Raw genomic sequence first — 23,238 nt, forward strand, 5'->3', positions numbered from 1 at the left:
AATAGTATTGCTATCTTTATCCTTATGATCTCTCTGGAACATTTAAAGGCATAGATATTATATTAAAATCAGAACAACTTATGACATATGTACTTGTATCGTCAATATTTTATCACAAGCTAAACACTATTTCAACTGTTTTTTAACTTAGCTATCAGTTTTTCTAGATAATCTGGAAGCGGTGAAGCAAATTCCATATATTCATTAGTCCTTGGGTGAATGAATCCAAGTCTTTTTGCATGAAGAACTTGACCTTTTAAGTTAAAGCTCTGCTTTTTGAAACCATATATTAAATCACCAACTAAAGGATGTCCTATCTTTGCCATATGTACTCTTATTTGATGAGTTCGCCCTGTCTCTAAGTTACATTCTACTAATGTGTACTTATCAAATCTTTCTATTACTTTATAGTGGGTAACAGCCTTCTTACCACTTTCAACTATGGCCATTTTTATCCTGTCCTTAGGATGTCTCCCAATGGGCGCATCAATAGTACCTTCATCACTTTTAATTACACCTTCTACAAGAGCTACATAACTTCTTGTCATTGAATGATCCTTAAGTTGGGCTGCAAGAGAATTATGTGCATTATCATTTTTAGCAACCACTAATGCCCCAGATGTGTCTTTATCGATTCTATGCACTATCCCAGGTCTTAACACACCGTTAATTCCAGATAGGTCTGTGCAATGATTTAGCAGTGCATTAACTAGTGTTCCACTATAATTTCCTGGTGCAGGATGAACCACCATATCCTGTGGTTTATTAATTACAATAACATCACTATCTTCATATAAAATATCTAAGGGTATATCTTCTGCTTTTACGTTTAGTTCTACAGGTTCTGGAATTTTCAACGTAATTATATCCCCTAATTTCAATTTAAAATTACTTTTTTTACATTTTCCATTTACAATAGCATTTCCACCCTCAATAACTCCTTGAATATAAGATCTAGATTTATCTTCAAATTTATTTGAAATAAACAAATCTAATCGTACGCCCACTAAGCTTTCATCAACTTTAAACTCATAACTGTCCATTTATACCTCATCCTTTACTATAGAAATCGCCAAAATTAATGTTCCCACAACTACTAACATATCCGCTACGTTAAATGTTGGGAAATAATATACATCTTTAAAATGAAGTAAAATAAAGTCTACAACATATTTATAAAATATTCTATCATATAAATTTCCCAGTGCTCCACTTATAATCAAAGCAAAACTTATTCTTAGGAGTTTCGATTTTGGCTTACACTTAATAATATAGTATATCATACCTGCTATAATAAGTAGCGTAACTAAAGCGAGCAATATCAATTTATTTTGCAAAATTCCAAAAGCTGCTCCTCTATTTTCCAAATACTCTAATTTAAAAAAATCTTTAATTAATATAACTCCATCGGTTTGTTTCAAAGAACCTAGAGCCCAAATTTTAGTTAATCTGTCTAATAACAATCCCAAAAAAATAATCAGAAATTCCATACCCTTCCCCCCATTTGATGTAAAAAAAGTACATATTGCTATTAATTTGTGTTTTCCATGTAATAAATCTCCACAATATATACTTTTTTTACTCTTTGTAATTCATTTTATTGTTAATCCGGTAATTGATTTTTATATTGCTGATTACTTATTTTTTCTATTGGTTCAACATATCCGTCGTCGTCATCATCGTAGAACTCAACAATGTCTTCTAATTTATTAAAACGTTCTAATGCCTGATAAGTATCCTCGGCATCAACACCTACTTCGCCTTTGCTATTGTATTTAAAAAATGTACCAAGTACATCCTCTGTAGAGGATCTATTGTTTTGCTCTGCTGGAATCTTACTTTCTATTAATTTTTGACATACCACACAGTTATTAGCGTAGGGTATAGCTTCTAATCTCTCCTCAGTTATATCTGTTCCACAGCTTATGCATTTCCCATAGGTATGATTTTCAATGTTCTTTAAAGCATCTTCAATATCATTTAAAATTGACATTTCATTTTTCTTAAGTGCTAGTCCTTTTTCCTTATCAAATAATTCTGACGCAGTATCGGATGGATGATTATCATAAAAAGATAATTCTGACGCCATTTCACTGTTAGAATCTATAACCCCATTTTGTTTCATTTGATTAATAAGGTTAAGAACCCGTGATTGCTCACTTATCAATTTCCCTTTAAAATATAACATTTTTTTCTTTTCCATGATAGCAACTCCTCTTGTTTTTCATATAGCAATAATATTAAAAATATATATCTTCTATATGTTTATGTTTTCTCATGGAAAGAATTTTTATACTAAATTAATTTCTTTATACTAAATTAGCATTAACATATTATTTAAAATATTTGTAGAATTTTTCACTGCAATATCCTTAAATTTTTCATAATCCATTTGAGCACCATTATTTGCATTGTCTGATATTGATCTAATAATAATAAATGGGACTTCATTTAAATAACATACTTGAGCAATACTTGCTCCCTCCATTTCACAAGCTAAACAATCAAACTCTGCATTTAGCCATTCTATTTTAGAAACATCTGCAATAAATTGATCACCTGACACAATTCTTCCTGTGAAATGATTATGTCCTTTTATATCCTTGCATGCTTCATTTGCATATTCAATTAGCTTTGAATCGCATTTGAACTCAAAAGTATCTAATCTTGGAATCTGTCCTATTTTATAACCAAAAGCAGTCGTATCTATATCATGTTGTACTAAATTATTCCCTATTACAATATCCCCTGGGTATATATTATCGGCGGTTCCACCTGCAATACCCACATTTATAATATAATCAACATTAAAATCATCAATTAATATTTGAGCACAAACTGCCGCGTTCACTTTGCCAATACCACTTGTTACTATGACTACATTTTTATTATGAATGCTACCAAGACTAAATTCCATTTTAGCCTTAACCTCTTTTCTCCTAAAATCCATATCCCTAATCAGAAACTGAACCTCTTCTTCCATTGCTCCAATAATACCTATGTTCATTTTTTTATTCCTCCTTGTCATTATATGAATAACTCACATTTTCTAGTTTAAATTCGCCTAAAATATTTCAACATATTTTGTACATAAAAAATCTCACCCAATGAGTGAGATTTATATGTTTTTACTCTTTTGCAAAAAAACTTTTTATTTCCTCTATGTCATTGTCATGAAAATCTTTTTCATCAATATTTTTGAGTGATAGGTCAGAGTACTCTAAATCAACAGCCGCTTCATCTTCAATTCTATTATCACTAATTCCTTTACCCACATTATAATTTTTAAGATAATCATTTTCAAGTCCTTCAAACATCTCAAGCTGACAATTCATAAAATTTCTATATTTTGTTCTAAACTTTGCAAATTCTTGCTTAATTTTTTCATATTCGTCAGTTACCTTAATTACATCATTATGTGCCTTATCAAGCAATCTTTGTGAAGAATCATTTGCATTTTTAATAATTAATTCTGATTCCTTTTGAGCACAAAACTTGGCTTGTTCTGCTGCATTTTGAGCTAAAACTAATGTGCTTTGAATTGTAGATTCTATTTTAACATGGTGTTCTAACTTTTCTTCTAAAAAGCTTACTTTTTCTTTAAGCGTTGAATTTTCTTTATAGATAATTTCATATTCTTCAGATAACTCATCTAAAAAATCATGAACTTCATCAACATTGTATCCTCTTAAGCCCTTTTTAAACTCTTTATTATTAATATCCATAGCTGTTATTCTCATTTATTTCCCCCCAGACCTAAATATATTGCTTTATTACAACTTTTAATCTTCCCTTTTGAGTGGTTCCTACAATCTCTGCAACCTTAAATTTTCCATATCCCCTTATTGTCAAAGTGTCATTATTTTTAATGATTTTATCTTTTTTTAAACACTGATAATAATTTACTAATATTTTGCCCGTTGATATTAGCTGACTTGAGCTGTTTCTTGAAACATTGCATATACCTGAAATCATACCATCCAAACGAAATGAAGTAGATATAATAGTTTTCTCCTCGAATTTTCTTTCTGGAAGATTAAACAATGTAAAATCATATTCGTCTACTTCACAATGGCAATTCTTTATTTTAATCAAATTATTAATTATGTAACTACTAATATCACTACAAACTGGTGCATAACATGTTTCGCCTTCAATTATTAAGTCGCCTAATTTTTCTCGTTTAATTCCAAGGGACATTATTGCTCCTAAATAATCCTTATGGTCTATATTTGAGAATTTAGACTTGTTTTTAATTTTCAATAATTTTATTGGATATGTTACAGGTTCATCATAACAAGAAAATGATAACATTCTCCTGTCAGCATCATTAAATATGCCATTTGTAAATGATCTCACTTTGTCCTTCTCACATATAACTAAAATTTGGTTCCAAATAACTGGAGACACAAATTCATTAGAAAATATGATTTTATTTGTCTTTTCTGCTATTTCTATTTTATTAAATATATTAGAGATTAAATTCTTATCATCATAATTTATACCATTTAAAAAATCTTTTTTTTCCATCTTTATCTTACCTTAAAGAATCATTCCCAATATACTATACACAACTCTTCTTAAAACCATTATAATTACAAGTGCGATTATTGGAGAAAAATCTACCATCATATTTCCAAAATATCTCTCTTGAATTTTCCTACCTGGTTGTAGTAACGGTGCTGAAATCTTATGTACTATTTCTATATACTGATTTGTACGACCCGCATAAACCCAAGACAAAATCACTTCAATAAATATTGAAAACTCTAATACATTAAAAATAATGTTAAATAAATTATACAAATACAAATTATATACCCTCCTGAATTTTTCCAAAGTAGATAACAATTATTTGTTATTACCTTTAAATATTATTACAAAATAAATATGCCTTACTTATTCCAATTGAAAATTCCTTTTGAATTTAGTTCATTTTTCAATTCATTATTAACTTCTATGTTAGAAGGAGATATTATATATACTCCTTTTTCTACCTGCTGAAGCTCACCGCCTAGTGCATAACACACTCCTCCAACAAAATCTAATAATCTTTGTCCAGTTCTAGCTTCAAGTCCTGTAGTGTTAACTACTACGATTTTTCTAGATTTTAAGTTATCACTGATAACCATTGCTTCATCAAAATCATCAGGTTTTATAATAACTACTTTTGTAGAGCCTGCTGTATGGATATTTACCACTTTGCTTTGTTTTTTATTTGTACTCATCAATGATTCAATATCTCTGTCATCATCTTCATTTTCAATTTCTTGAACTTCATCTTCATCGTCTTCTGCCATACCTAAAAAACCCATTACCTTATTTATTACTTTACTTGCCATTTTATAAAACCTCCAGTTTTTTATAATCTCTTTTTCCAAATATATTCTCACCAAGTCTTATCATATTAGCTCCCGAATCTATTGCAATTTGATAATCTTTGCTCATACCTAATGATAGAAATTCCATGGAAACATTCTTATACTTAAAAGTCTTTAAATTATCAAATATATCTTTCATTTCACCAAAGTATTTTCTACAACTTTCCTTGTCTCCAATTGGAATTGTAGCCATTAGGCCTTTAATCTTTACATTGTTACACTCTTCAGATGTTTTTATTAAATCGCCTATCTCTTCAATATTAATACCAGTTTTTGCTTCTTCTTTTCCTATATTAATTTGAATTAATACGCTGGCAATTTCATTTTTAGCGGCATAACGTTTTTCAATTTCGTCTAATAAACGTATACTATCTAAAGAATGAATAAGGTGTACTTTTCCAACTATATACTTCACCTTATTAGTCTGTAAATGTCCAATAAAGTGCCACCTAACATCCTGGTTTAAACTATCATATTTTTCCATTAATTCTTGCACCTTATTCTCTCCAAAATCTCTAGCTCCAGATGCATATGCTTCCTTTATTTCATGAATTTTCCTAGTCTTAGAAACGCATATTAATGTTACGTTTTCTTGAATTTCATTTTTTATTCTATTATAATCTTCAGCGATCGCCAACTATCCGTCCCTCCTTGTTGTTTCCTTTAACTTAAAATAATTTCTTACTATCATTTCCCATTTATATTTTAATTCTTCATTAAACGGAAAATTCCTTCAATATTTTTATATTTATTTTATTATTTACTTATTTGTAATACTCAAGTAGTTATATGGAATTTTTCCATTATAAGATAATATCTTTATGTTATCTTCCTTTTCAACATTAACTTTAACTTCTCTTCCCCTTAATGATGTTAAGTGTGTTTGCTCTACCGTTAAATAATTATACAACACATCTTGATTTCCTATGGCACTAATGTAGAATGGAGGTATAATCTTCATCCCATTTAAATCAATGTTAGAGCCAGCACATAACCCATAATTATCATAAATAATTCTTTGACCATTAATAGATACTGCCTCTGCTCCACCATTTCTTAGATCATTTATCACTCGAACAATATCAGAGTCGTGAACTAACTGTAACATACTAGTATAGTCACCATCATCTAATGTAATTTTAACCCCTGGCCCTTGAACATCACTTTTACCTAGCATTAAATTATTATAAGTAAGTTCTTTTTGAACTGTCGCTTGATATTTTTTTTCATCACCATTATCATACTTTTGAAGCTTTGCGTTGATATTATAATATTCCTCTTTTAAATTGTTTATGTCGGAATATAATTTAGTTCTCTCATTATAGGCTGCATCATATTGATTAACATCCAAAAAATTACTTTTACCTCCAAATGAAATATTCATAGCTAAAAGTAACCCTATAATTATTGAAGCAATAAAAACAAATATTGTAGCCTCATTATTTTTCATTTAATCACCTCATTAATGAGATTTGGCTTTGTCTATTAATAGTCGCCTAATAATTGCAAAGTTTTCAAATATTCTTCCACCAAATACTATAACAGCAGCCAAATAAATTGGAATTCCTAATTTATCACCTAAATAAACCATTGCTACGGCCAAAGCCGCATTCCCAAAAAAACCTGATATAAAAATATCTGCCCTGAAGTTTTTAGAAATTGAACCTCTTAATGCACCAAAAACAGAATCTAAACATGCAAAAATTGCAACAGAAATATAAGGAGAGAATTTAACTGGAATATTAACATTCCATACAACTCCTAATATAATGCCTATTAACAATCCTACAAAAGCAACCATTTTATCACCTCTATTTCTTTACTATTGGATTAGCAAACTCAAATTTATATGTTGTATTAGATTTAGTAATTATGACTTTATTTGATTTTTCCCAAGTTACATCACAATTTTGCGCGAGAAGTTGTGGAATTGCTCCTGGAAAACTGATAGCACTTTCCAATATGTCATTTTTCCCAATTGCTTTAATAGTAATTCTTTTATTATAAGAAATTCTTTCATCATCTATAATAATAGCATTTCCAGCATTTCTTATACCACTTCTAGAGGTTAGTCTAATATCATTAATGGAAATTGCTTCAGCATCTGCAGCATTTAATTCATTAACAATATGTACTAAATCTGTATCATCTATAACCTGTTCTTGAGTACCACTACCAAAAATGCTACTTTTAGGGGTTATATAAATTGTAATACCTTGACCTTCTACATCAGTACCTCCAATGAGAATTCTTGTCTCATCCAATTCTTTACTTAATAATGCACTTTCTTGATCTCGTCCTCCTGCAGCAGATTCGTATTGCTTTGTTTTTACATCTAATTCATCAATTTTTTTCTGCATATCTTCTTTGCTCTTTTTAAGTTGTTCGTTTTCGGTTATAATTTCAGGTGTATTCTTGTCTGGCTCCACTGCTGCTGCATTTTGTTTACTTATCATTTTAAATTGATAAGTTATCATAAATCCTAACAATACACATATAATACCAATAGATATCTGAGATCTAAACTTCTTCATAGACTTCCTCCTAGCTACCCTCTAAAGGGATAGGGTTATTATTCTGCTATTTCTCTAAAAAAACAACAGGATTCCCTTCAAAACTAACATCTACATATCCCTTTGCATTTTTATATTCAGGCTGTGTAATAATATTTATAGCCTTATTAAATTTGCTTTTTAAATTCTGCGTTGTTCCAAATTTAATACACATCTCCCCGGCGAAAACCTTGACATCTAACACATTACTTACATCTACTAATGTTATATTACTATTACTATTAGTTTTTCTATAATCTTCAACAATAGTTGTTATTTCCTTTATAATACTAATTTTACGATCATTCTTTGCTCCAATTAAATTTCCAACTGCAATTTTTTCATAATTGAATCCAATCAGATTTATTAATTTCATACCTTTAATATCTGCTCTTTTTTCAAGTAAGCTTCCATCTCTATCTATAATATAGTAAGTATTGTTTACTTTTCCATAAAATAAAGCTACTTTTTCCTCTATATTTATTATAATTTTATTGGGCATAACTTTCTTTATTTCTACACCTAATATGTAAGGATTTTTCATTATTTTTTGTTTACTATCGTTAAATCTAGCATATAAAATATTACTTCCTAAGTGAATTTTAGCTATGTCATTAATTTGAGTTTTAGAAGCATTCACATTTCCTATAATTTCGATTTTCGTAATGTTAAAATAAGGCAACTTAAAACATAATGTAATCAATGTAGATATCATAATTATTACTAAAAACATTAAACTTCTTACTTTTTTTTTGTTTTTTCTTCTATGTAGTAATTCCTCTTTATTTTCTATAATATAATCGCCTTTTTTAAGATTATTACTTTTGTTTTTCATTCACTTCCTCGCATTCATAACAAATATTTTTTTAAATTTATACATTAAAATACACAATACTATTTTAGTAAATTGTACATCATAATTAAATTAAAGTTTTTACATATAAGTGTTATTATACACTTACATATATAATAACACTTAATTTGATAATTTTCATCTCAATTTTAATCTATTTTTTAATATTATTAGAAAAATTAATACTTTACAGACGACTTCCAATAATAACTCAGTAACGTACACTATAACTCTTATTATTAATTTAAAGCTACATGCCATCAAATTAAGTAAAAGCAATAGAAAAAGCCTTGCATATATGCAGGCTCTATATTCTAATTTTTATTTGCAGATTGCCTTGATACATTTAAAAGTATGCCCATTGCAAACATGTTAAAAACCAGAGCTGAACCACCATAACTTATAAAAGGAAGCGGTACACCTGTAACTGGCATTGATCCCGTGACTACTGCAATATTAATGATTGCTTGAACACCTATGACAGATGTTATACCAATTCCTAAAATAGTACCGTATATATCTTTGGCGGTAACTGCTGTTTTAATACCACGCCATACAAAAATAACAAATAATAAAATTATAAATGCGCATCCTATTAGACCTAATTCTTCTCCGATTATAGAAAAAATAAAATCTGTGTGCGGTTCTGGTATATACAAACATTTTTGTCTTGATAGTCCGATTCCGGCACCAGTAACTCCTCCTGAACCAAGTGCTAAAAGTGATTGAACTAGTTGGTATCCAGCACCTTGACTATCAGCAAAAGGGTTTGTAAAATTCATAAGTCTAGTCATTCTGTATGGTTCAAAAATTGTAGCAGCACCAACTGCGGCTACTAGTGATAATCCTATAGCAAAAATGTGAAAAAATTTTGCCCCTACTGAAAATAGAATAATTACAGTAACAATCATTATAACAGCTGCAATACTTAAGTTTTTCTCAAGCAAAATTATTCCTGCATAAAATCCCGAAACTAATAGGTATGGAAATACCCCTTTAAAAAATTCTTTAACTTTTTCTCCTTTTTTATCTAAACTTTTAGCCATAAACAAAACTACAGTATATTTTGCAATTTCTGATGGTTGAAAAGATGCAAATCCTAAATTAATCCATCTTTTAGCCCCATTAATAGCCGGGAATGCAAAAACTGCAAGTAAAAACACTACAGTAATTAACATAACAATACCTGTATATTTTTTTATAATGTGATAATCAATTTTAATAGCTGTAACCATAAAAATGCTGCCAATGACTGCCCATAGCAATTGTTTTTTAAAAAAGTATTCAGGATCATTAAAGTTAAAAGCCGCATAATATGAGCTGGCACTATAAACCATTACTACTCCGATTGTAACAAGAAGCATAATTGTTGCAAATAGTAGAAAATCTATCTGCCCCATTTTAACCTTGTATTTTTTCATATTATATCCTCCTTACATCACTAATAGGGAAATGATAGAAATCCAATCAAACAAAAAATCACTGTAACAACGGAGAATACTGCGACAACCTTTGTTTCATGCCATCCAAGTAACTCAAAATGGTGATGAATTGGAGACATCTTAAATACCCTCTTACCAGTAGCCTTAAATACTGAAACTTGAATAATAACAGATAGAGTTTCTAAAACATATACCCCACCTACAATAATAACAAGTAGTGGTGACTTTAGTATCATACCAATTGCCGCTACTGCGCCACCAAGTGCAAGAGCTCCCATATCTCCCATAAAAATCTGTGCTTTATAAGAATTGTATTTTAAAAAACCTAATAATGCCCCTGCTAACGCAGCGCAAAATATTGCAAGAGTGGAATGAAACATCATATTACTGACCAAAGCAAAAAATGTCATAACTACTATTGTAATTGAAGTAGCTAACCCATCTAATCCATCTGTCAAATTAACTGCATTTGTGGTTGCTACAAAATATATAATAATAAAAGGTAAATACCAGATACCTAGGTTTATGCTTTTGTTTGAAAATGGTATCAATATGTCTGTTCCTATTTTAAGAGAAGAGTAGTAACCAATTAATCCTGATACTATAACTAAAAGCAACATTTTTTGTTTAGAGGTAAGTCCTTCATTTTGTTTACGTGTTATTTTTAATAAATCATCAATAAGTCCAATTAATCCGAAAGCTATAAAACAATATACTGCAATCATAGCTTCATCACTAGTATGTCTAACAATAATTAACATTGTAATTATTGTTGAAATCATGAATATTATACCACCCATAGTAGGTGTTCCAGCTTTTTTAAGATGACTTCTAGGTCCTTCAGCCCTTATATTTTGACCGAATTTAAGCTTATGTAATAATGGGATTAATACTGGTCCTTGTAGAATTGATAATACAAATGCAATCATAACCGAATAAATAATTAAAGTCACTTTTATATCACCTCTTTAGCATTTATATTTTTATGTGAGTCCAGACTCACACGAGGATCTAAATCCTCGAGTTTATTAACTATACTCTCAAGTTTCATATATCTTGATGCTTTAACTAAAACAACATCATTTTGACGGATCATTCCATCTAGAAATGAAACTACCTCATTATATGTTTTAAAACTTCTATATTTATCTATATCGTTAAATCCTTCTTTATATGCCTCATTAAATTCACCTAGAGTAATTAATAAATCAATTTTCTTATGTTTAGCATATTCTCCAACTTGTTTATGCGCTTCATACGCTCTATCACCAATCTCCTTCATAGTACCAAGGATTGCGATTTTACAGTTCCCATTAATATTACAAAGTACATCAATTGCAGCTAGCATTGAATCAGGACTAGCATTATAAGCATCATTAATGATAGTAAACCCTTTACCTTTTGTTATGTCTAAACGCATAGACGTAGCTTCTAATTTTTTAAACCCTAAAGCAATTTCATTATAGTTCATACCCATTTCCCTTGCACATGCTATTGCGAGCATTGAATTCAGTATGTTATGACGCCCCGGTATATCCACCTCAATACTTATATCTATTTTATTTCCCTTGTCCATTATTTCAAATGTTATTTTTTCCTCGTAAATATTTAAATTACATGCCTTAAAATCGGCCTCGGAATCAATTCCTGTTTTTATAAGTTTATAGTTTGATGTTTTTAAATCTTTTAATAGGTCATTATCTGAATTTACAATTAAAACACTGTTTTTACTAAAAAAATCTGTTATCTCCATTTTAGCCTTTAAAATATTTTCTCTAGTTTTAAGATTTTCTAGGTGAGACATTCCAATATTAGTAATAATGGCAATGTTAGGTTTTGCTACCTCACATAAATTATGGATTTCTCCAAAATCACTCATACCCATTTCTAGAACCGCAACATCATAAGCCTTATCTAACTTAAATATCATCATTGGAAGTCCTATTTCATTGTTAAAATTACCTAAGGTTTTAAAAACTTTAAATTTTGCACTAAGCACTGCTGCAACCAAATCTTTTGTTGATGTTTTACCTGTAGAACCGGTAATTCCTATTACTTTTAAATTTAACTTATTTATATAAAACTTTGCAAGATTAAGTAATGCTTTTTTAGTATCTTCTACCTTAATTATACATGTTCTCTCATTTAGAAGCGCTTTTTCAAATTTCATTTCATCAATTAAACAAATTGTTGCTCCTTTGGCACTAGCCTCAACAATGAAATCATTAGCATTAAAATTTTCACCCTTTATTGCTATAAAAATATCATTATCTTTTATAACTCTTGTATCTATACTCACATTGTTAAACAATTCGCCTTCTATAAAGGCGCTTTCACCTTTCACAAAGGTGCTTTCGCCTTTAACTATTATTTCTCCATTAGTTGCCTCTACTATCTCGTCAAGACTAATATACTCCATCTAAAATTGCTCCTTTATTATATCTGAAATAACTTCTCGTTCATCAAAATGTATTGTTTTATCTTTTAATATTTGATAGTCCTCATGACCTTTTCCTGCGATAACAATTACATCATCATGTTTTGCAATTTCAATTGCTCGTTTTATAGCCTCTCGTCTGTTCTCTATAATTTCAAAATTATGTTTTTCAATACCGGATACTACATCATTAATTATTAACATTGGATCTTCTGTTCTTGGATTGTCTGAGGTTATTAATGAAATATCACTTAGGTTCGTTCCAATTTTGCCCATTATGGCTCTTTTGGTTTTATCTCTATCTCCACCGCAACCAAAAACACATATAAGTCTACCTTTTGTAAATTCTCTTACAGTTTCAAGTATATTCTCTAAGCCATCAGGGGTATGAGCATAATCTAAAATTATTTCAAATCCCAAGTCAAAATCATTTTTAACAAGTTCACATCGCCCAGGCACTTGCACATTTTGTAAAGCTAATTTAATTGACTCTAGGTCTACCCCCTGATTTAAGCAAACAGCTATAGATCCAAGAGCATTATATACATTGTAATTTCCTGGTATGCTTAGCTCTATTTCAGAGGAGTTATTCTTGTACTTCAAAGTAAATTTACTGCCCCTTGAGTGCATTTTTATATCAGTGGCCATAATATCTGCTTTGCTATTTAATCCATAACTTAATTTACTTCGTGTAATTAAACTATTACTTGTAATAGAGTTATAGGCTTTTGCACCGTATAAATCATCAATGTTAATTATAGAATTTTTACTATACTCAAATAGCTTTAATTTTGCATTAAAATAATTTTCAAAAGTTTTATGGAAATCTAAATGGTCTTGAGTTAAATTTGTAAAAATACTATCGTTAAACTCTATACCGTACACTCTGTCTAAACTTAAAGAGTGAGAAGAAACCTCCATAACACAATAACTTACTCCACAATCTAACATTTCCTTAAAAAGCTCATGAAGCTCCAGTGATTCTGGTGTAGTTCTCTCTGAATGAATTTTTTTTACTCCAATGTAATTTGCTATAGTTCCAATAAGACCTACTTTATAACCTTGCTGCTCCAAAATAGCTTTAATCATAAAAGCAGATGTTGTTTTTCCATTGGTACCAGTAACCCCTATCATTTTCATGCTACGACTTGGGTTTCCATAGTAATTAGCTGCACTTATAGCCAATGCCTTTCTACAATCCTTTGTCCTAATCACCGTAATTTTCGAATTTTTTTCTATATTTTTCTGACATACTACTGCAACAGCTCCATTGTTAATCGCATTTTGTATATACTTATGACCATCAACATTATATCCTTCAATGCAGAAAAACAAATCTCCTTGTTCAATTTTTCTTGAATCATATTGAATTTTCTTTATATCTATATCAATATTCCCGTTTATTAAATTAAAATCAATATTCTCCATGATCTTTTTTAAATTCATATTAACACTCCCTTAAATCATCACATAAATTACGTTTACACATATTATATGTTTATACTAAAGTATGGTTACAATAAATGTATTTTTACAAAATTAATTTTCTTTTTATTACTTTTTATTACTAACCTCTTTTGAAAATAGTATACAAGATAAAGCTGATTTTGTAAAAAAATTTACTAAGAAAAACTCTATACATTATAAATCCGACAGTTCAGAAATGCTGAGTCCTGTCGGTTTATATTTTAAAGTAATCATAATAATTATACACTATATATGATGTATAAACTATATACACCTAATCAGCAGTATAATCTAAATTCACTGTAATTATAGTTCCTTTTTTAACTTCTTTTCCTTCTATGCTTTGTGTTGCTGCTATTCCATTGCCAACAAACTTAACTTTTAGACCTAGACTATTTAAAAGTGCACTAGTTGCTTGCGTGCTATTTCCTACAATATTGGGCACCATGACCATATTACTGTCTGTGTTTACTGTCCCAGTATGCAAAATAATTTCAGCTCCTTCTTTAACTGTATATCCAGGTTTAGGAGTCATATCAGTAATGACATCTCCCTCTGAACTCAATTTCATTTTCAGATTATTATCTTTTAATAATTTTTCTGCATCTGATTTTTTAAGGCCTCTTACTTCAGGCACAATAACATCTTTTAGTAAGCTTTTACCAATTTCCTCACTAGAAGCATCAGATTTAATTGATAAGTAATTAAAAATATCATTGAAAAGTTGTTTTGCGACTACAGTTGCAATCTGCCCACCATAATAATTAGATGGATCTGGTTCATCTATATTAATTAGAATGGATATTTGGGGATCATTTGCGGGTGCCATACCTGCAAAAGACGAAACATATTTTTGTGGTGCATAAACACCATTTATAACCTTTTGAGCAGTCCCTGTTTTTCCAGCAATATGGTATCCTGCAATAAACGCTTTTTTACCACCACCACTTTCTATAACCTGTTCAAGGTAACTCCGCAGTTGTTTTGCAGTTGCCGCATCTTCTATTGTTCTTTCATTATAATTTGAAAATGTTTGTAGCACCTGCTTATTATTCAAATCATCGTAACCTACTATCTCTTTCATAACATGAGGCGTTATAAGTTTACCACCATTTGCTATTGCATTAAAAGCTGTTAAATACTGTATACAAGATAGTGTATTACTTTGACCAAAGGATGTTGTTGCTACATCAACAGCAGTCATATCTTTAGTTTTTCTAATTATTCCCAGTGCTTCTCCAGGCAAATCAATACCAGTTTTTTTACCAAATCCAAATAAAGCAATATACTTATTTAATTTTTCAGGACCCAATCTTCTGCCCAGTTCCATAAATCCAACATTACAAGAATTTTTTAAAATATCTACAAAACTTTCCGTTCCATGTCCTGTGGTTTTCCAACACTTTATTGTTCTACCACCAACTACAGTGCTACCATTACAAACAAATACATCTTTATCTGTAACTAATTTCTCTTCCATTGCCGCTGTAGCTGTTACCACTTTAAAAATTGATCCTGGCTCGAAGGTATCACTTACTGCTCTGTTTCTCCACGCCTTTTGATTTTCGTCAAAAGTTTTAGTAAGGTCCCACGGGTCATTGGGATTATAATCTGGTTTATTAACCATTCCTAGTATTTCTCCATTTTTAGGATTCATTGCAATTATACTAACGGCAGCTGCTTTATTATCAATCATAGCTTGCGCCGCTGCTTTTTCGCAAAAATACTGAATCATCTCATCTATAGTAAGAACTACGTCTTTTCCCTCTACAGGTTTTGTATAATCAGATATTGTATAAGGCAATTCTTCACTTTTTCTGTCTGTTTCAGAAATTTTCATTCCTGGAATGCCTGTTAAATATTTATTATAATATAGTTCAACGCCTGTTAAACCATTCCCATCAGAGTTTGTGTGTCCTAGAACATTAGCTAAAAAATTATTATTAGGATAATATCTTTTGGTATCACCAGTAATAACAATTCCACGAAGATTATATTTTTTTGAAAAGTCATTTACTTTATCGGTTACGTCCTTTTCTACCCTTCTCTTTAAAATGGCTGCCCCAATAGCTTTGCCCTTTGAACCTGTCTTAGTTAAAATAGCTAAAACATCTTTAGATTCCATTCCAAGTATTGTAGCAAGTCCTGGCGCAATATCTTTCATAGTTAACTTACTTTTTTTAGTAGTTTCACGTAATGAATTAAGATCTAAGTCTACTCTAAAAACATTTGCACTTACAGCTAACTCATTTCCGTTTCTGTCTAAAATTCGTCCCCTCTTTGCCGCAATACGAACGTCACTTGTCCACTGCAGAACTGCTCTTTCTTTATAATCTGAACCTTTAACTATCATTACATAGCTGAGCCTTGTAACTAATAGTAAAAACAAAAGAAAAAGTATGAAAAAGACAACTAACATTCTACGTTTAACGAATACCTTGTCTCTATACTCTTCTCTTGCCAAATTGTTTCCCCCTTGGTGGAACTCTCAATTGATGGCAATTATGTAGTTACTTACTTCTTGCCATCTAAAATATAATATTTTTTATTGTATTTACTACATCGTTTTTTATTCTGACATCTGAATTCCCAGGTGTTTCTAAGTTGTTTTTACTTAAATCTAAGTATTGTATTTCACTAATCCTTGGTTTAACCATATGAAGTTTCTCCGTAGCTGTTTTCTCCACATAACTTATATTTCTGAATTTGATTAATTCTACTTGATACGCGTCATTTTCTTTAGTCAATACATCTATGCTAGCTCTAGCTTTAGTACTAGCGTCTTGATAATGATAAATCATAGAATACCTTGCTACAATAATAATTCCAATAACCAAAGTCAAAAAAATATTTATCATAACGCCTTTTTTCTTTTTGATATCCTTTTGTTTTTTATTTTGATTAACTCGCTTTCGTGATTCTTCTAAATCTTCATATTTGTGTTTTTTAAGTGGTTCATATGGTGCTAAAACTGTATTTCCATCAACTCGAAACTTGTTTTTTTCTACTATCACTTTATTCACCCCATCCACAATTTAGAACTAAATCTTTTCTGCTACCCTTAGTTTTGCACTTCTACTTCTTGAATTCATTTCTATTTCTTCCTCTGTTGCTCTTATAGGTTTTCTACTTATAAGTTTTACGATTGGTGTTTTACCACACACACACATAGGTAACTCTTTTGGACATTTGCATGGATCTTCTAAGCTTTTAAATTTAACTTTGACAATTCTATCTTCAAGTGACTGGAATGTAATAATCGCCATTCTTCCACCACTTTTAAGTCTATGTATTCCATCTTCTATTGCTTTGTCGAGTATTTTCAATTCTCCGTTAACTTCAATTCTTATCCCCTGGAATGTTCTTTTAGCTGGATGCCCACCGTCCCTCTTAAACTTTGCTGGAATAGCTGCATCTATAACATTCACTAATTGTAGCGTTGTTGTAATCGGTTCCAACTTTCTTCTATCAACTATAAAATTAGCAATTCTTTTAGAGAACTTTTCTTCTCCATAATTTCTTAGAACATCTGCTATTTGCTGCTCATCATAGTTATTCACCACGTCAAACGCCGTAATTCCTTTACTTCTATCCATTCTCATATCAAGTGCTGCATCCCTCATGTAACTAAATCCACGTTCTGCATTATCTAGTTGATAAGAGGAGACCCCTAAATCCATAAAAATACCATCTACTTTTTCTATATTAAGTTTGTCGAGTATCGCATCAATATTATAAAAATTATCATGTACATAAGTAACATTGCTATATTCTTTAATTTTTTCCTTAGCGGCTTTTAATGCATCTGCGTCTTGGTCTATTCCAATAAGCCTACCTTTTGAAGATAGTCTTTTTAAAATTTCTAAAGAATGACCTGCTCCTCCTAGTGTACAATCGACATAAATTCCATCTTCTTTTATATCTAGTGCGTCAAGGCACTCATTTAATAAAACTGATATATGCTTAAATTCCATTTTTTATCTCCTTCTATTGTATCTAATAATTCTATAATCCTAATTCATTCATTTTTTCTGCTATCTCATCAAAATCCATATCTGAATCGTTATATTTGTCCCATTTATCCTTAGCCCATATTTCTATTCTTGTGGATACTCCTATACTTACTATTTCCTTTTTAAGGCCAGCATATTCGCATAAATTTTGTGGTATTAAAGCTCTTCCTTGCTTATCTATTGTTATTTCATTAGCACCTGAGAAGAAAAACCGTACAAACGATCTGGCATCCTTATTTGTTAATGGAAGTTTTTTTAACTTTTCCTCCATTACTTTCCATTCGTCCATTGTATATATGTACAGACATCCATCAAGGCCTTTAGTAATTATTAATTCACTGCCTAATCCATCTCTGAATTTTGTGGGAACAATCATTCTGTTTTTATTATCAATGGCATGTTGATATTCACCAATAAACATTTTATTCCCCCACTTTATAAAATTACTCCACTTTAATCCACTTTAAACCATTTTAAACCACTTTGAAGTAATATTCTATATAAAATTGAAAATTCCTTCTTGTTTTATTGAATTAAATTATTTTTTTAAATTAATTCAATTTATTTTTTGTTTTATTTAAATATATTTACAAAAAATTTAATTTTAACCATTTTAATATATCAAGTTAAAACAAAACTATAATTTACTTTCTTGAAATGCATTAGTATGTAGAGTATAATTAAAATATCTGAAAAAAAATTGACAATATTATAATAGACGAGGCTAGCATACTGGCTAGTTATTTTTTTGGGGGATGCCTTATCAAGTAATTAATAATCTTAAGCGTAGGAAAGGAATGTACATAATATATGAAGTTAGGAATTGTAGGTTTACCAAATGTAGGAAAAAGCACATTATTTAATGCAATTACAAAAGCAGGTGCCGAATCTGCCAATTATCCCTTTTGTACTATAGAACCAAATGTGGGTGTCGTTAGTGTACCTGACAAAAGATTGGATGTGCTACAGGCTATTTATAGTAGTAAAAAGATAATTCATACTGCTATTGAATTTTATGATATCGCTGGTCTCGTAAAGGGAGCAAGCAAAGGAGAAGGTTTAGGGAATAAGTTTTTATCTCACATTAGAGAAGTTGAGTCTATTGTTCATGTGGTAAGGTGTTTTGAGGATGAAAATATCATACATGTAGATGGAAATGTTGATCCGACCCGTGATATAGATACTATTAATTTAGAACTTATTTTTTCTGACCTTGACGTATTAGAAAGACGAATGGAAAGATCAGTAAAACTTGTTCGTTCTGGTGACAAAACAGCTAAAATGGAATTTGAACTTATGGAAAAACTAAAAGAGCATCTTGAATCTAACCTTCCAGCACGGACACTAGAATTTAACGAAGAGGAAGCAGCTTTTGTAAACACCCTTTTCTTAATTACTTCAAAACCCGTACTATACGCTGCAAACATCAGCGAAGATGATCTAATGTCTGGAAATACAGAAAACGATATGGTTAAAAAAGTTAAAGAATTTGCTTCAAATGAGGATTCAGAAGTAATTGTAGTTTGCGCAAGACTCGAAGAAGAATTATCCTCTCTAGAAGATGATGAGAAAATGGAACTTCTACAAGAATATGGTCTTAAAGAGACTGGTCTTGATAAACTAATTCACTCAAGTTATAGACTACTAGGACTCATGAGTTTTCTAACTGCAGGTCCTCAAGAAATAAGAGCTTGGACTATACACATTGGAACTAAAGCTCCTGCTGCCGCTGGTAAAATCCATTCTGATATAGAAAGAGGTTTTATAAGAGCAGAAATAGTTTCCTATGACAAGTTAGTTGAATGTGGATCAGAAGCCGCCGCTAAGGAAAAAGGACTATTTAGGCTTGAAGGAAAAGAATATATCATGCACGATGGTGATGTAGTTAACTTCAGATTTAACGTATAAAAAACAAAAAGGGCACAGATGCTAAAAAATTAGTATCTGTGCTTTTATTATTTTCTACTACTGTATTTTTTTAGTTCTTTGTTAATGGCTACCATTACGGAATCGAAGTTGGTATCAAAATCTCCCATTAGAACACTAATTGCATCATCTATGGAGGTCATAGTATATATATGGAAATTGCCATTTGCAATTTCTTGTTCAACTTCTTCATTTAAAACCAAGTCATCTGCATTTGACAAAGGTATCAGTACGCCTTTGCCTTCTATTGTGTCAATTGCTTTGCAGGCTGCAAAGAAACCTTCTATCTTATCATTTACTCCGCCTATAGGTTGAACCTCACCAAATTGATTAACAGAACCAGTTAGTGCGATATTTTGTTTTACAGGTATTTTACTAAGGGCTGAGAGCATGCATATTATTTCTGCAACTGATGCACTATCACCATCTATCTTCCCATAAATTTGTTCAAAGCTTAAATGAAAATCCACTGGAAGCCTTGTGAATCCTCCATTAATACTACTTATATATCCCTTTAATATATTAATGGATTTACTATGAATATTACCACTTAAATTGCTTTCTTCTTGAACATCTATAATATTTCCTGCTCCTTTGTAACAACAACAGGTAATCTTTATAGGTTTACCAAAGCTAAAATATCCCGTATCAATTACTGATAATCCATTCACTTGTCCAATTCTACTATTTGTAACCTCAATAAGCATTTTCTTTTCAACATAATTGTTTATTATTTCCTTTTCCATAATATCTTTTGTATACCCTATCTCGATTATATCATCTGCACCAATCTCTTCTTTATTTTCCCTATTAACCTTATTGCTAGATAAAATTAATAACTTATTTATTTCATTTTTATCATAATATATTCTTTTCCTACTCTGAGCCTTCCTAGATAGAATCTTCGCTACTTCTCTTAACGCTCCTTTTGTAAGGAACTTAAAATTATTTTCGCTACAAATTTTATTTATCTCAAATACCAAAGAACCCTTTAAATCATTGCATATGGTCTGTAGCGAATTGCATTCTGCTTTTATAGTGAAGATTTTTCTAAAGTCTTCATCCAAATTATAAAGCAAGTCATACGTCTCATAGTCTCCAATAAGAATTACCTTTGTTTTAATAGGAACCGGCTCTGGTTTTAAACTATTCAAAGACACTATTTCATAATGGTTAGCATTACATGAAACATCTACCTCTTCTGTTAATAGTGATTTTTTTAATTGAGAGTAAGCCGTAGGGTTGGCTATTAAACTATTCATTCTAATTATCAAACACCCTTCATTCGCTTTTAACATACTTCCACTTTTTATTAATCCTATATCTGTGGAATAAACCCCTTTATGATTTTCATATTCTATATTACCAATTAAATTTGTTAAATTAGGATCTTGTTCAAAAATAACTTGAGGAACTTGATTTTTACTATTATCTACAATTACATTAACAACATATTTGTATATAATTTCATTTATTCTTTCCTCGTCATCCTCATAACTTAAAGAGTAATTTTCTATCAGTTTTTTTTCAATATCACAACATACCATATCAAAATAGTTTGTTACAACTTCATCTTCTATAAATATATTTTTATATTCTTCTAATAAATCATACATTTCATTTTTATAATATGCTGCCATTATTTGTTTTATTTTATCTAGGTCTCTTATCTCAACCTCTTTTAGTTCCTCTAATATATCCTTAGCTTTATCTTTCAACATTTTTGCAATATCTAAAATAGTTTCTTTTCTCTCTTTATTTAATGTATCATATTCATTTTCAGACATTTCTTTGCCGTCACTTAAAGGTATAAATGTAAATCCACTGCTTGTGGACTTTATATCAAACCCTTTGTCTTTTGCTGTATCTATAAGGTTACCGATTAGTTCATTTCTTTTCCTATGAATGCTTTCCTCAATCTCTTCCTTTTCTTTGTTTGTAAAACCATTATAAAACTGAAATGTGTTTTCTAAATATTCATTTTGCATTTCTTCGATTAACCCTTTTAGCTTATTTCCGCCCCCATTACTTACAAATATAGGTTTAGGAGAATTTTCATCTTCATATAGTACATAACAAATATCTTTTGGTTTCTTTTTATTCTCTAAAATTTTATTTACGTATTTCATTATATCTTTAAGAGTTTCTTTTGAAAAATCGTCTATTAAATAAATATTAAAACCCTCCGTATCTATACTCATGGCAGTCTTAATATTTTCTATTACATCAATATATTGTGGCATAGAATCTAATGTTTCCCTTGAATACATATCTTCAATATCAAATTCATATATAATATCCTTTGGAGTTAATTCCCTGTTCATATTCCTCCTCCTTTCAATTCTTTATTATATTAATATTCTCAAATTAGGCATTGGGGACCAATATTATGGAATAGAACTAATAATATTTTCTGAATTTATGGATATATACTTCTTTTTATTAATTAATATCATAAATAAATATTGTAAATAGTCCTTTATTAATGCTTGAGTTAAATTACAACATAAGATATAATAAGCATATTGACTTTTTATAATTTTTATAATTTTTTATGTGAAGGAGTAATATTGATGGGATTAAAAGACAAATTGACCAATAGTTATACACAAGCTTATTTAAAAAGATATGGTGATAGACTTACACAAGCACAAGGTAGGGTTCTATCTGTCAAAGTAGATGAAAAGATTTATTGGAAGTTTTTTAAAATATTTTGTAAATTAACTGTAACCATCTTAGTAAAAGCAGATGGAAGTAAATCAATTTCTAAATGTGTATTTAAAAAAAGACGTTGGTTTAAAAAAGTGAACTTTATATCTGTGCTTCAAGGCCATACTGTTATAATTCAAGGAATGAAGGGCAAAAAAGGTAAAGAACATAGTGAGCAGATTCAAGTTGTAAACATTAGAAACATGACAACAAAAAAAGACCTGGTTCCAATGAAGGGTAATACTCAAAAAGTTCAAAGAGTAAGAGCTGATAGACGATTTAAATAAAATAATAGAAGCTATATGACAAAAGTCATATAGCTTTTTGTACGTCCAGCATGTTCGCTGAGCCGATAGGCTGAAAGAAGCCTATGTCACCTAACCAACGGGAAGACAACCTGAGAGCAAGGGCGCTACTGGTAACGGTAGGGTCTGAAGGAAGCAGCAGGGGAAATGTGG

Annotated in this window: 24 protein-coding genes; 2 read left to right on the top strand and 22 right to left on the bottom strand. The window is 30.2% G+C overall.

The genetic code is table 11. The annotated features are described in order from the left end of the window. Positions 1-131 precede the first annotated feature (131 nt). The 21 genes from VIM70_RS19890 to mraZ all read right to left on the bottom strand — a co-directional run bounded on the left by VIM70_RS19890 (position 132) and on the right by mraZ (position 18,566). Positions 132-1,043 carry an RluA family pseudouridine synthase gene (locus tag VIM70_RS19890; RefSeq protein ID WP_331947525.1) on the bottom strand — a complete coding sequence of 304 codons (912 nt, stop codon included), beginning with the start codon at positions 1,041-1,043 and terminating at the stop codon, positions 132-134. Beyond that, the gene (gene lspA, locus VIM70_RS19895) at positions 1,044-1,490 is read right to left on the bottom strand and encodes a signal peptidase II (protein ID WP_331947526.1); all 447 of its coding nucleotides are present in this window, start codon (positions 1,488-1,490) and stop codon (positions 1,044-1,046) included. A 113-nt stretch (positions 1,491-1,603) separates the two neighbouring features. Next, on the bottom strand, positions 1,604-2,203 hold the full coding sequence (locus tag VIM70_RS19900) for a TraR/DksA C4-type zinc finger protein (protein ID WP_331947527.1): 600 nt from the start codon (positions 2,201-2,203) through the stop codon (positions 1,604-1,606). A 111-nt stretch (positions 2,204-2,314) separates the two neighbouring features. Then, positions 2,315-3,007 (bottom strand): 5'-methylthioadenosine/adenosylhomocysteine nucleosidase, encoded by a 693-nt coding sequence (locus tag VIM70_RS19905; protein ID WP_331947528.1) that lies wholly within the window; start codon positions 3,005-3,007, stop codon positions 2,315-2,317. A 121-nt stretch (positions 3,008-3,128) separates the two neighbouring features. Beyond that, positions 3,129-3,740, bottom strand: a complete 612-nt coding sequence (locus VIM70_RS19910; protein ID WP_331947529.1) for a DivIVA domain-containing protein — start codon at positions 3,738-3,740, stop codon at positions 3,129-3,131. Positions 3,741-3,756: 16 nt separating this feature from the next. Next, on the bottom strand, positions 3,757-4,530 hold the full coding sequence (locus tag VIM70_RS19915) for an RNA-binding protein (RefSeq protein ID WP_331947530.1): 774 nt from the start codon (positions 4,528-4,530) through the stop codon (positions 3,757-3,759). A gap of 12 nt (positions 4,531-4,542) precedes the next feature. Beyond that, positions 4,543-4,812, bottom strand: a complete 270-nt coding sequence (locus VIM70_RS19920; RefSeq protein ID WP_331947531.1) for a YggT family protein — start codon at positions 4,810-4,812, stop codon at positions 4,543-4,545. Between the two features lie 83 nt (positions 4,813-4,895). After that, positions 4,896-5,342 carry a cell division protein SepF gene (locus VIM70_RS19925; RefSeq protein WP_331947532.1) on the bottom strand — a complete coding sequence of 149 codons (447 nt, stop codon included), beginning with the start codon at positions 5,340-5,342 and terminating at the stop codon, positions 4,896-4,898. Position 5,343: 1 nt separating this feature from the next. Further along, complete coding sequence (locus VIM70_RS19930) at positions 5,344-6,018, bottom strand: YggS family pyridoxal phosphate-dependent enzyme (RefSeq protein ID WP_331947533.1); 675 nt, start codon at positions 6,016-6,018, stop codon at positions 5,344-5,346. Positions 6,019-6,141: 123 nt separating this feature from the next. Further along, positions 6,142-6,831: a DUF881 domain-containing protein gene (locus VIM70_RS19935; protein ID WP_331947534.1), complete on the bottom strand. Its 690-nt coding sequence runs from the start codon at positions 6,829-6,831 to the stop codon at positions 6,142-6,144. Positions 6,832-6,843: 12 nt separating this feature from the next. Then, on the bottom strand, positions 6,844-7,182 hold the full coding sequence (locus VIM70_RS19940; RefSeq protein WP_331947535.1) for a small basic family protein: 339 nt from the start codon (positions 7,180-7,182) through the stop codon (positions 6,844-6,846). Between the two features lie 10 nt (positions 7,183-7,192). Beyond that, the gene (locus VIM70_RS19945; RefSeq protein ID WP_331947536.1) at positions 7,193-7,915 is read right to left on the bottom strand and encodes a DUF881 domain-containing protein; all 723 of its coding nucleotides are present in this window, start codon (positions 7,913-7,915) and stop codon (positions 7,193-7,195) included. Between the two features lie 46 nt (positions 7,916-7,961). Next, positions 7,962-8,768: a cell division protein FtsQ/DivIB gene (locus VIM70_RS19950; protein ID WP_331947537.1), complete on the bottom strand. Its 807-nt coding sequence runs from the start codon at positions 8,766-8,768 to the stop codon at positions 7,962-7,964. Positions 8,769-9,100: 332 nt separating this feature from the next. Then, positions 9,101-10,207, bottom strand: coding sequence for a stage V sporulation protein E (gene spoVE, locus VIM70_RS19955; protein ID WP_331947538.1), 1,107 nt, complete (start codon positions 10,205-10,207; stop codon positions 9,101-9,103). 20 nt (positions 10,208-10,227) lie between these two features. After that, positions 10,228-11,181, bottom strand: coding sequence for a phospho-N-acetylmuramoyl-pentapeptide-transferase (mraY, locus tag VIM70_RS19960; RefSeq protein WP_331947539.1), 954 nt, complete (start codon positions 11,179-11,181; stop codon positions 10,228-10,230). Between the two features lie 2 nt (positions 11,182-11,183). After that, positions 11,184-12,647 (bottom strand): UDP-N-acetylmuramoyl-tripeptide--D-alanyl-D-alanine ligase, encoded by a 1,464-nt coding sequence (locus VIM70_RS19965; RefSeq protein WP_331947540.1) that lies wholly within the window; start codon positions 12,645-12,647, stop codon positions 11,184-11,186. Beyond that, on the bottom strand, positions 12,648-14,111 hold the full coding sequence (locus tag VIM70_RS19970; protein WP_331947541.1) for a UDP-N-acetylmuramoyl-L-alanyl-D-glutamate--2,6-diaminopimelate ligase: 1,464 nt from the start codon (positions 14,109-14,111) through the stop codon (positions 12,648-12,650). A gap of 295 nt (positions 14,112-14,406) precedes the next feature. Next, positions 14,407-16,596, bottom strand: coding sequence for a stage V sporulation protein D (locus tag VIM70_RS19975; protein WP_331947542.1), 2,190 nt, complete (start codon positions 16,594-16,596; stop codon positions 14,407-14,409). Between the two features lie 64 nt (positions 16,597-16,660). Further along, positions 16,661-17,146, bottom strand: coding sequence for a hypothetical protein (locus VIM70_RS19980; RefSeq protein WP_331947543.1), 486 nt, complete (start codon positions 17,144-17,146; stop codon positions 16,661-16,663). A 27-nt stretch (positions 17,147-17,173) separates the two neighbouring features. Further along, positions 17,174-18,106, bottom strand: a complete 933-nt coding sequence (gene rsmH, locus VIM70_RS19985; RefSeq protein WP_331947544.1) for a 16S rRNA (cytosine(1402)-N(4))-methyltransferase RsmH — start codon at positions 18,104-18,106, stop codon at positions 17,174-17,176. A 31-nt stretch (positions 18,107-18,137) separates the two neighbouring features. Then, a complete protein-coding gene (gene mraZ / locus VIM70_RS19990) occupies positions 18,138-18,566 on the bottom strand; it encodes a division/cell wall cluster transcriptional repressor MraZ (RefSeq protein WP_331947545.1) in 429 nt (142 codons plus the stop codon). Positions 18,567-18,955: 389 nt separating this feature from the next. On the opposite strand from mraZ, the gene ychF reads away from it, so the two are divergent. Continuing rightward, complete coding sequence (gene ychF / locus VIM70_RS19995) at positions 18,956-20,053, top strand: redox-regulated ATPase YchF (RefSeq protein WP_331947546.1); 1,098 nt, start codon at positions 18,956-18,958, stop codon at positions 20,051-20,053. 47 nt (positions 20,054-20,100) lie between these two features. Here ychF and VIM70_RS20000 read toward each other — a convergent pair whose 3' ends face one another. Further along, entirely contained in the window at positions 20,101-22,395 is a 2,295-nt protein-coding gene (locus VIM70_RS20000; protein WP_331947547.1) for an AAA family ATPase, read from the bottom strand. A 249-nt stretch (positions 22,396-22,644) separates the two neighbouring features. On the opposite strand from VIM70_RS20000, the gene VIM70_RS20005 reads away from it, so the two are divergent. Then, on the top strand, positions 22,645-23,067 hold the full coding sequence (locus tag VIM70_RS20005; protein WP_331947548.1) for a hypothetical protein: 423 nt from the start codon (positions 22,645-22,647) through the stop codon (positions 23,065-23,067). The last annotated feature ends 171 nt before the right edge of the window (positions 23,068-23,238 follow it).

The organism is Clostridium sp., assembly GCF_036569345.1.
GTDB lineage: Bacteria > Bacillota > Clostridia > Clostridiales > Clostridiaceae > Clostridium_AD.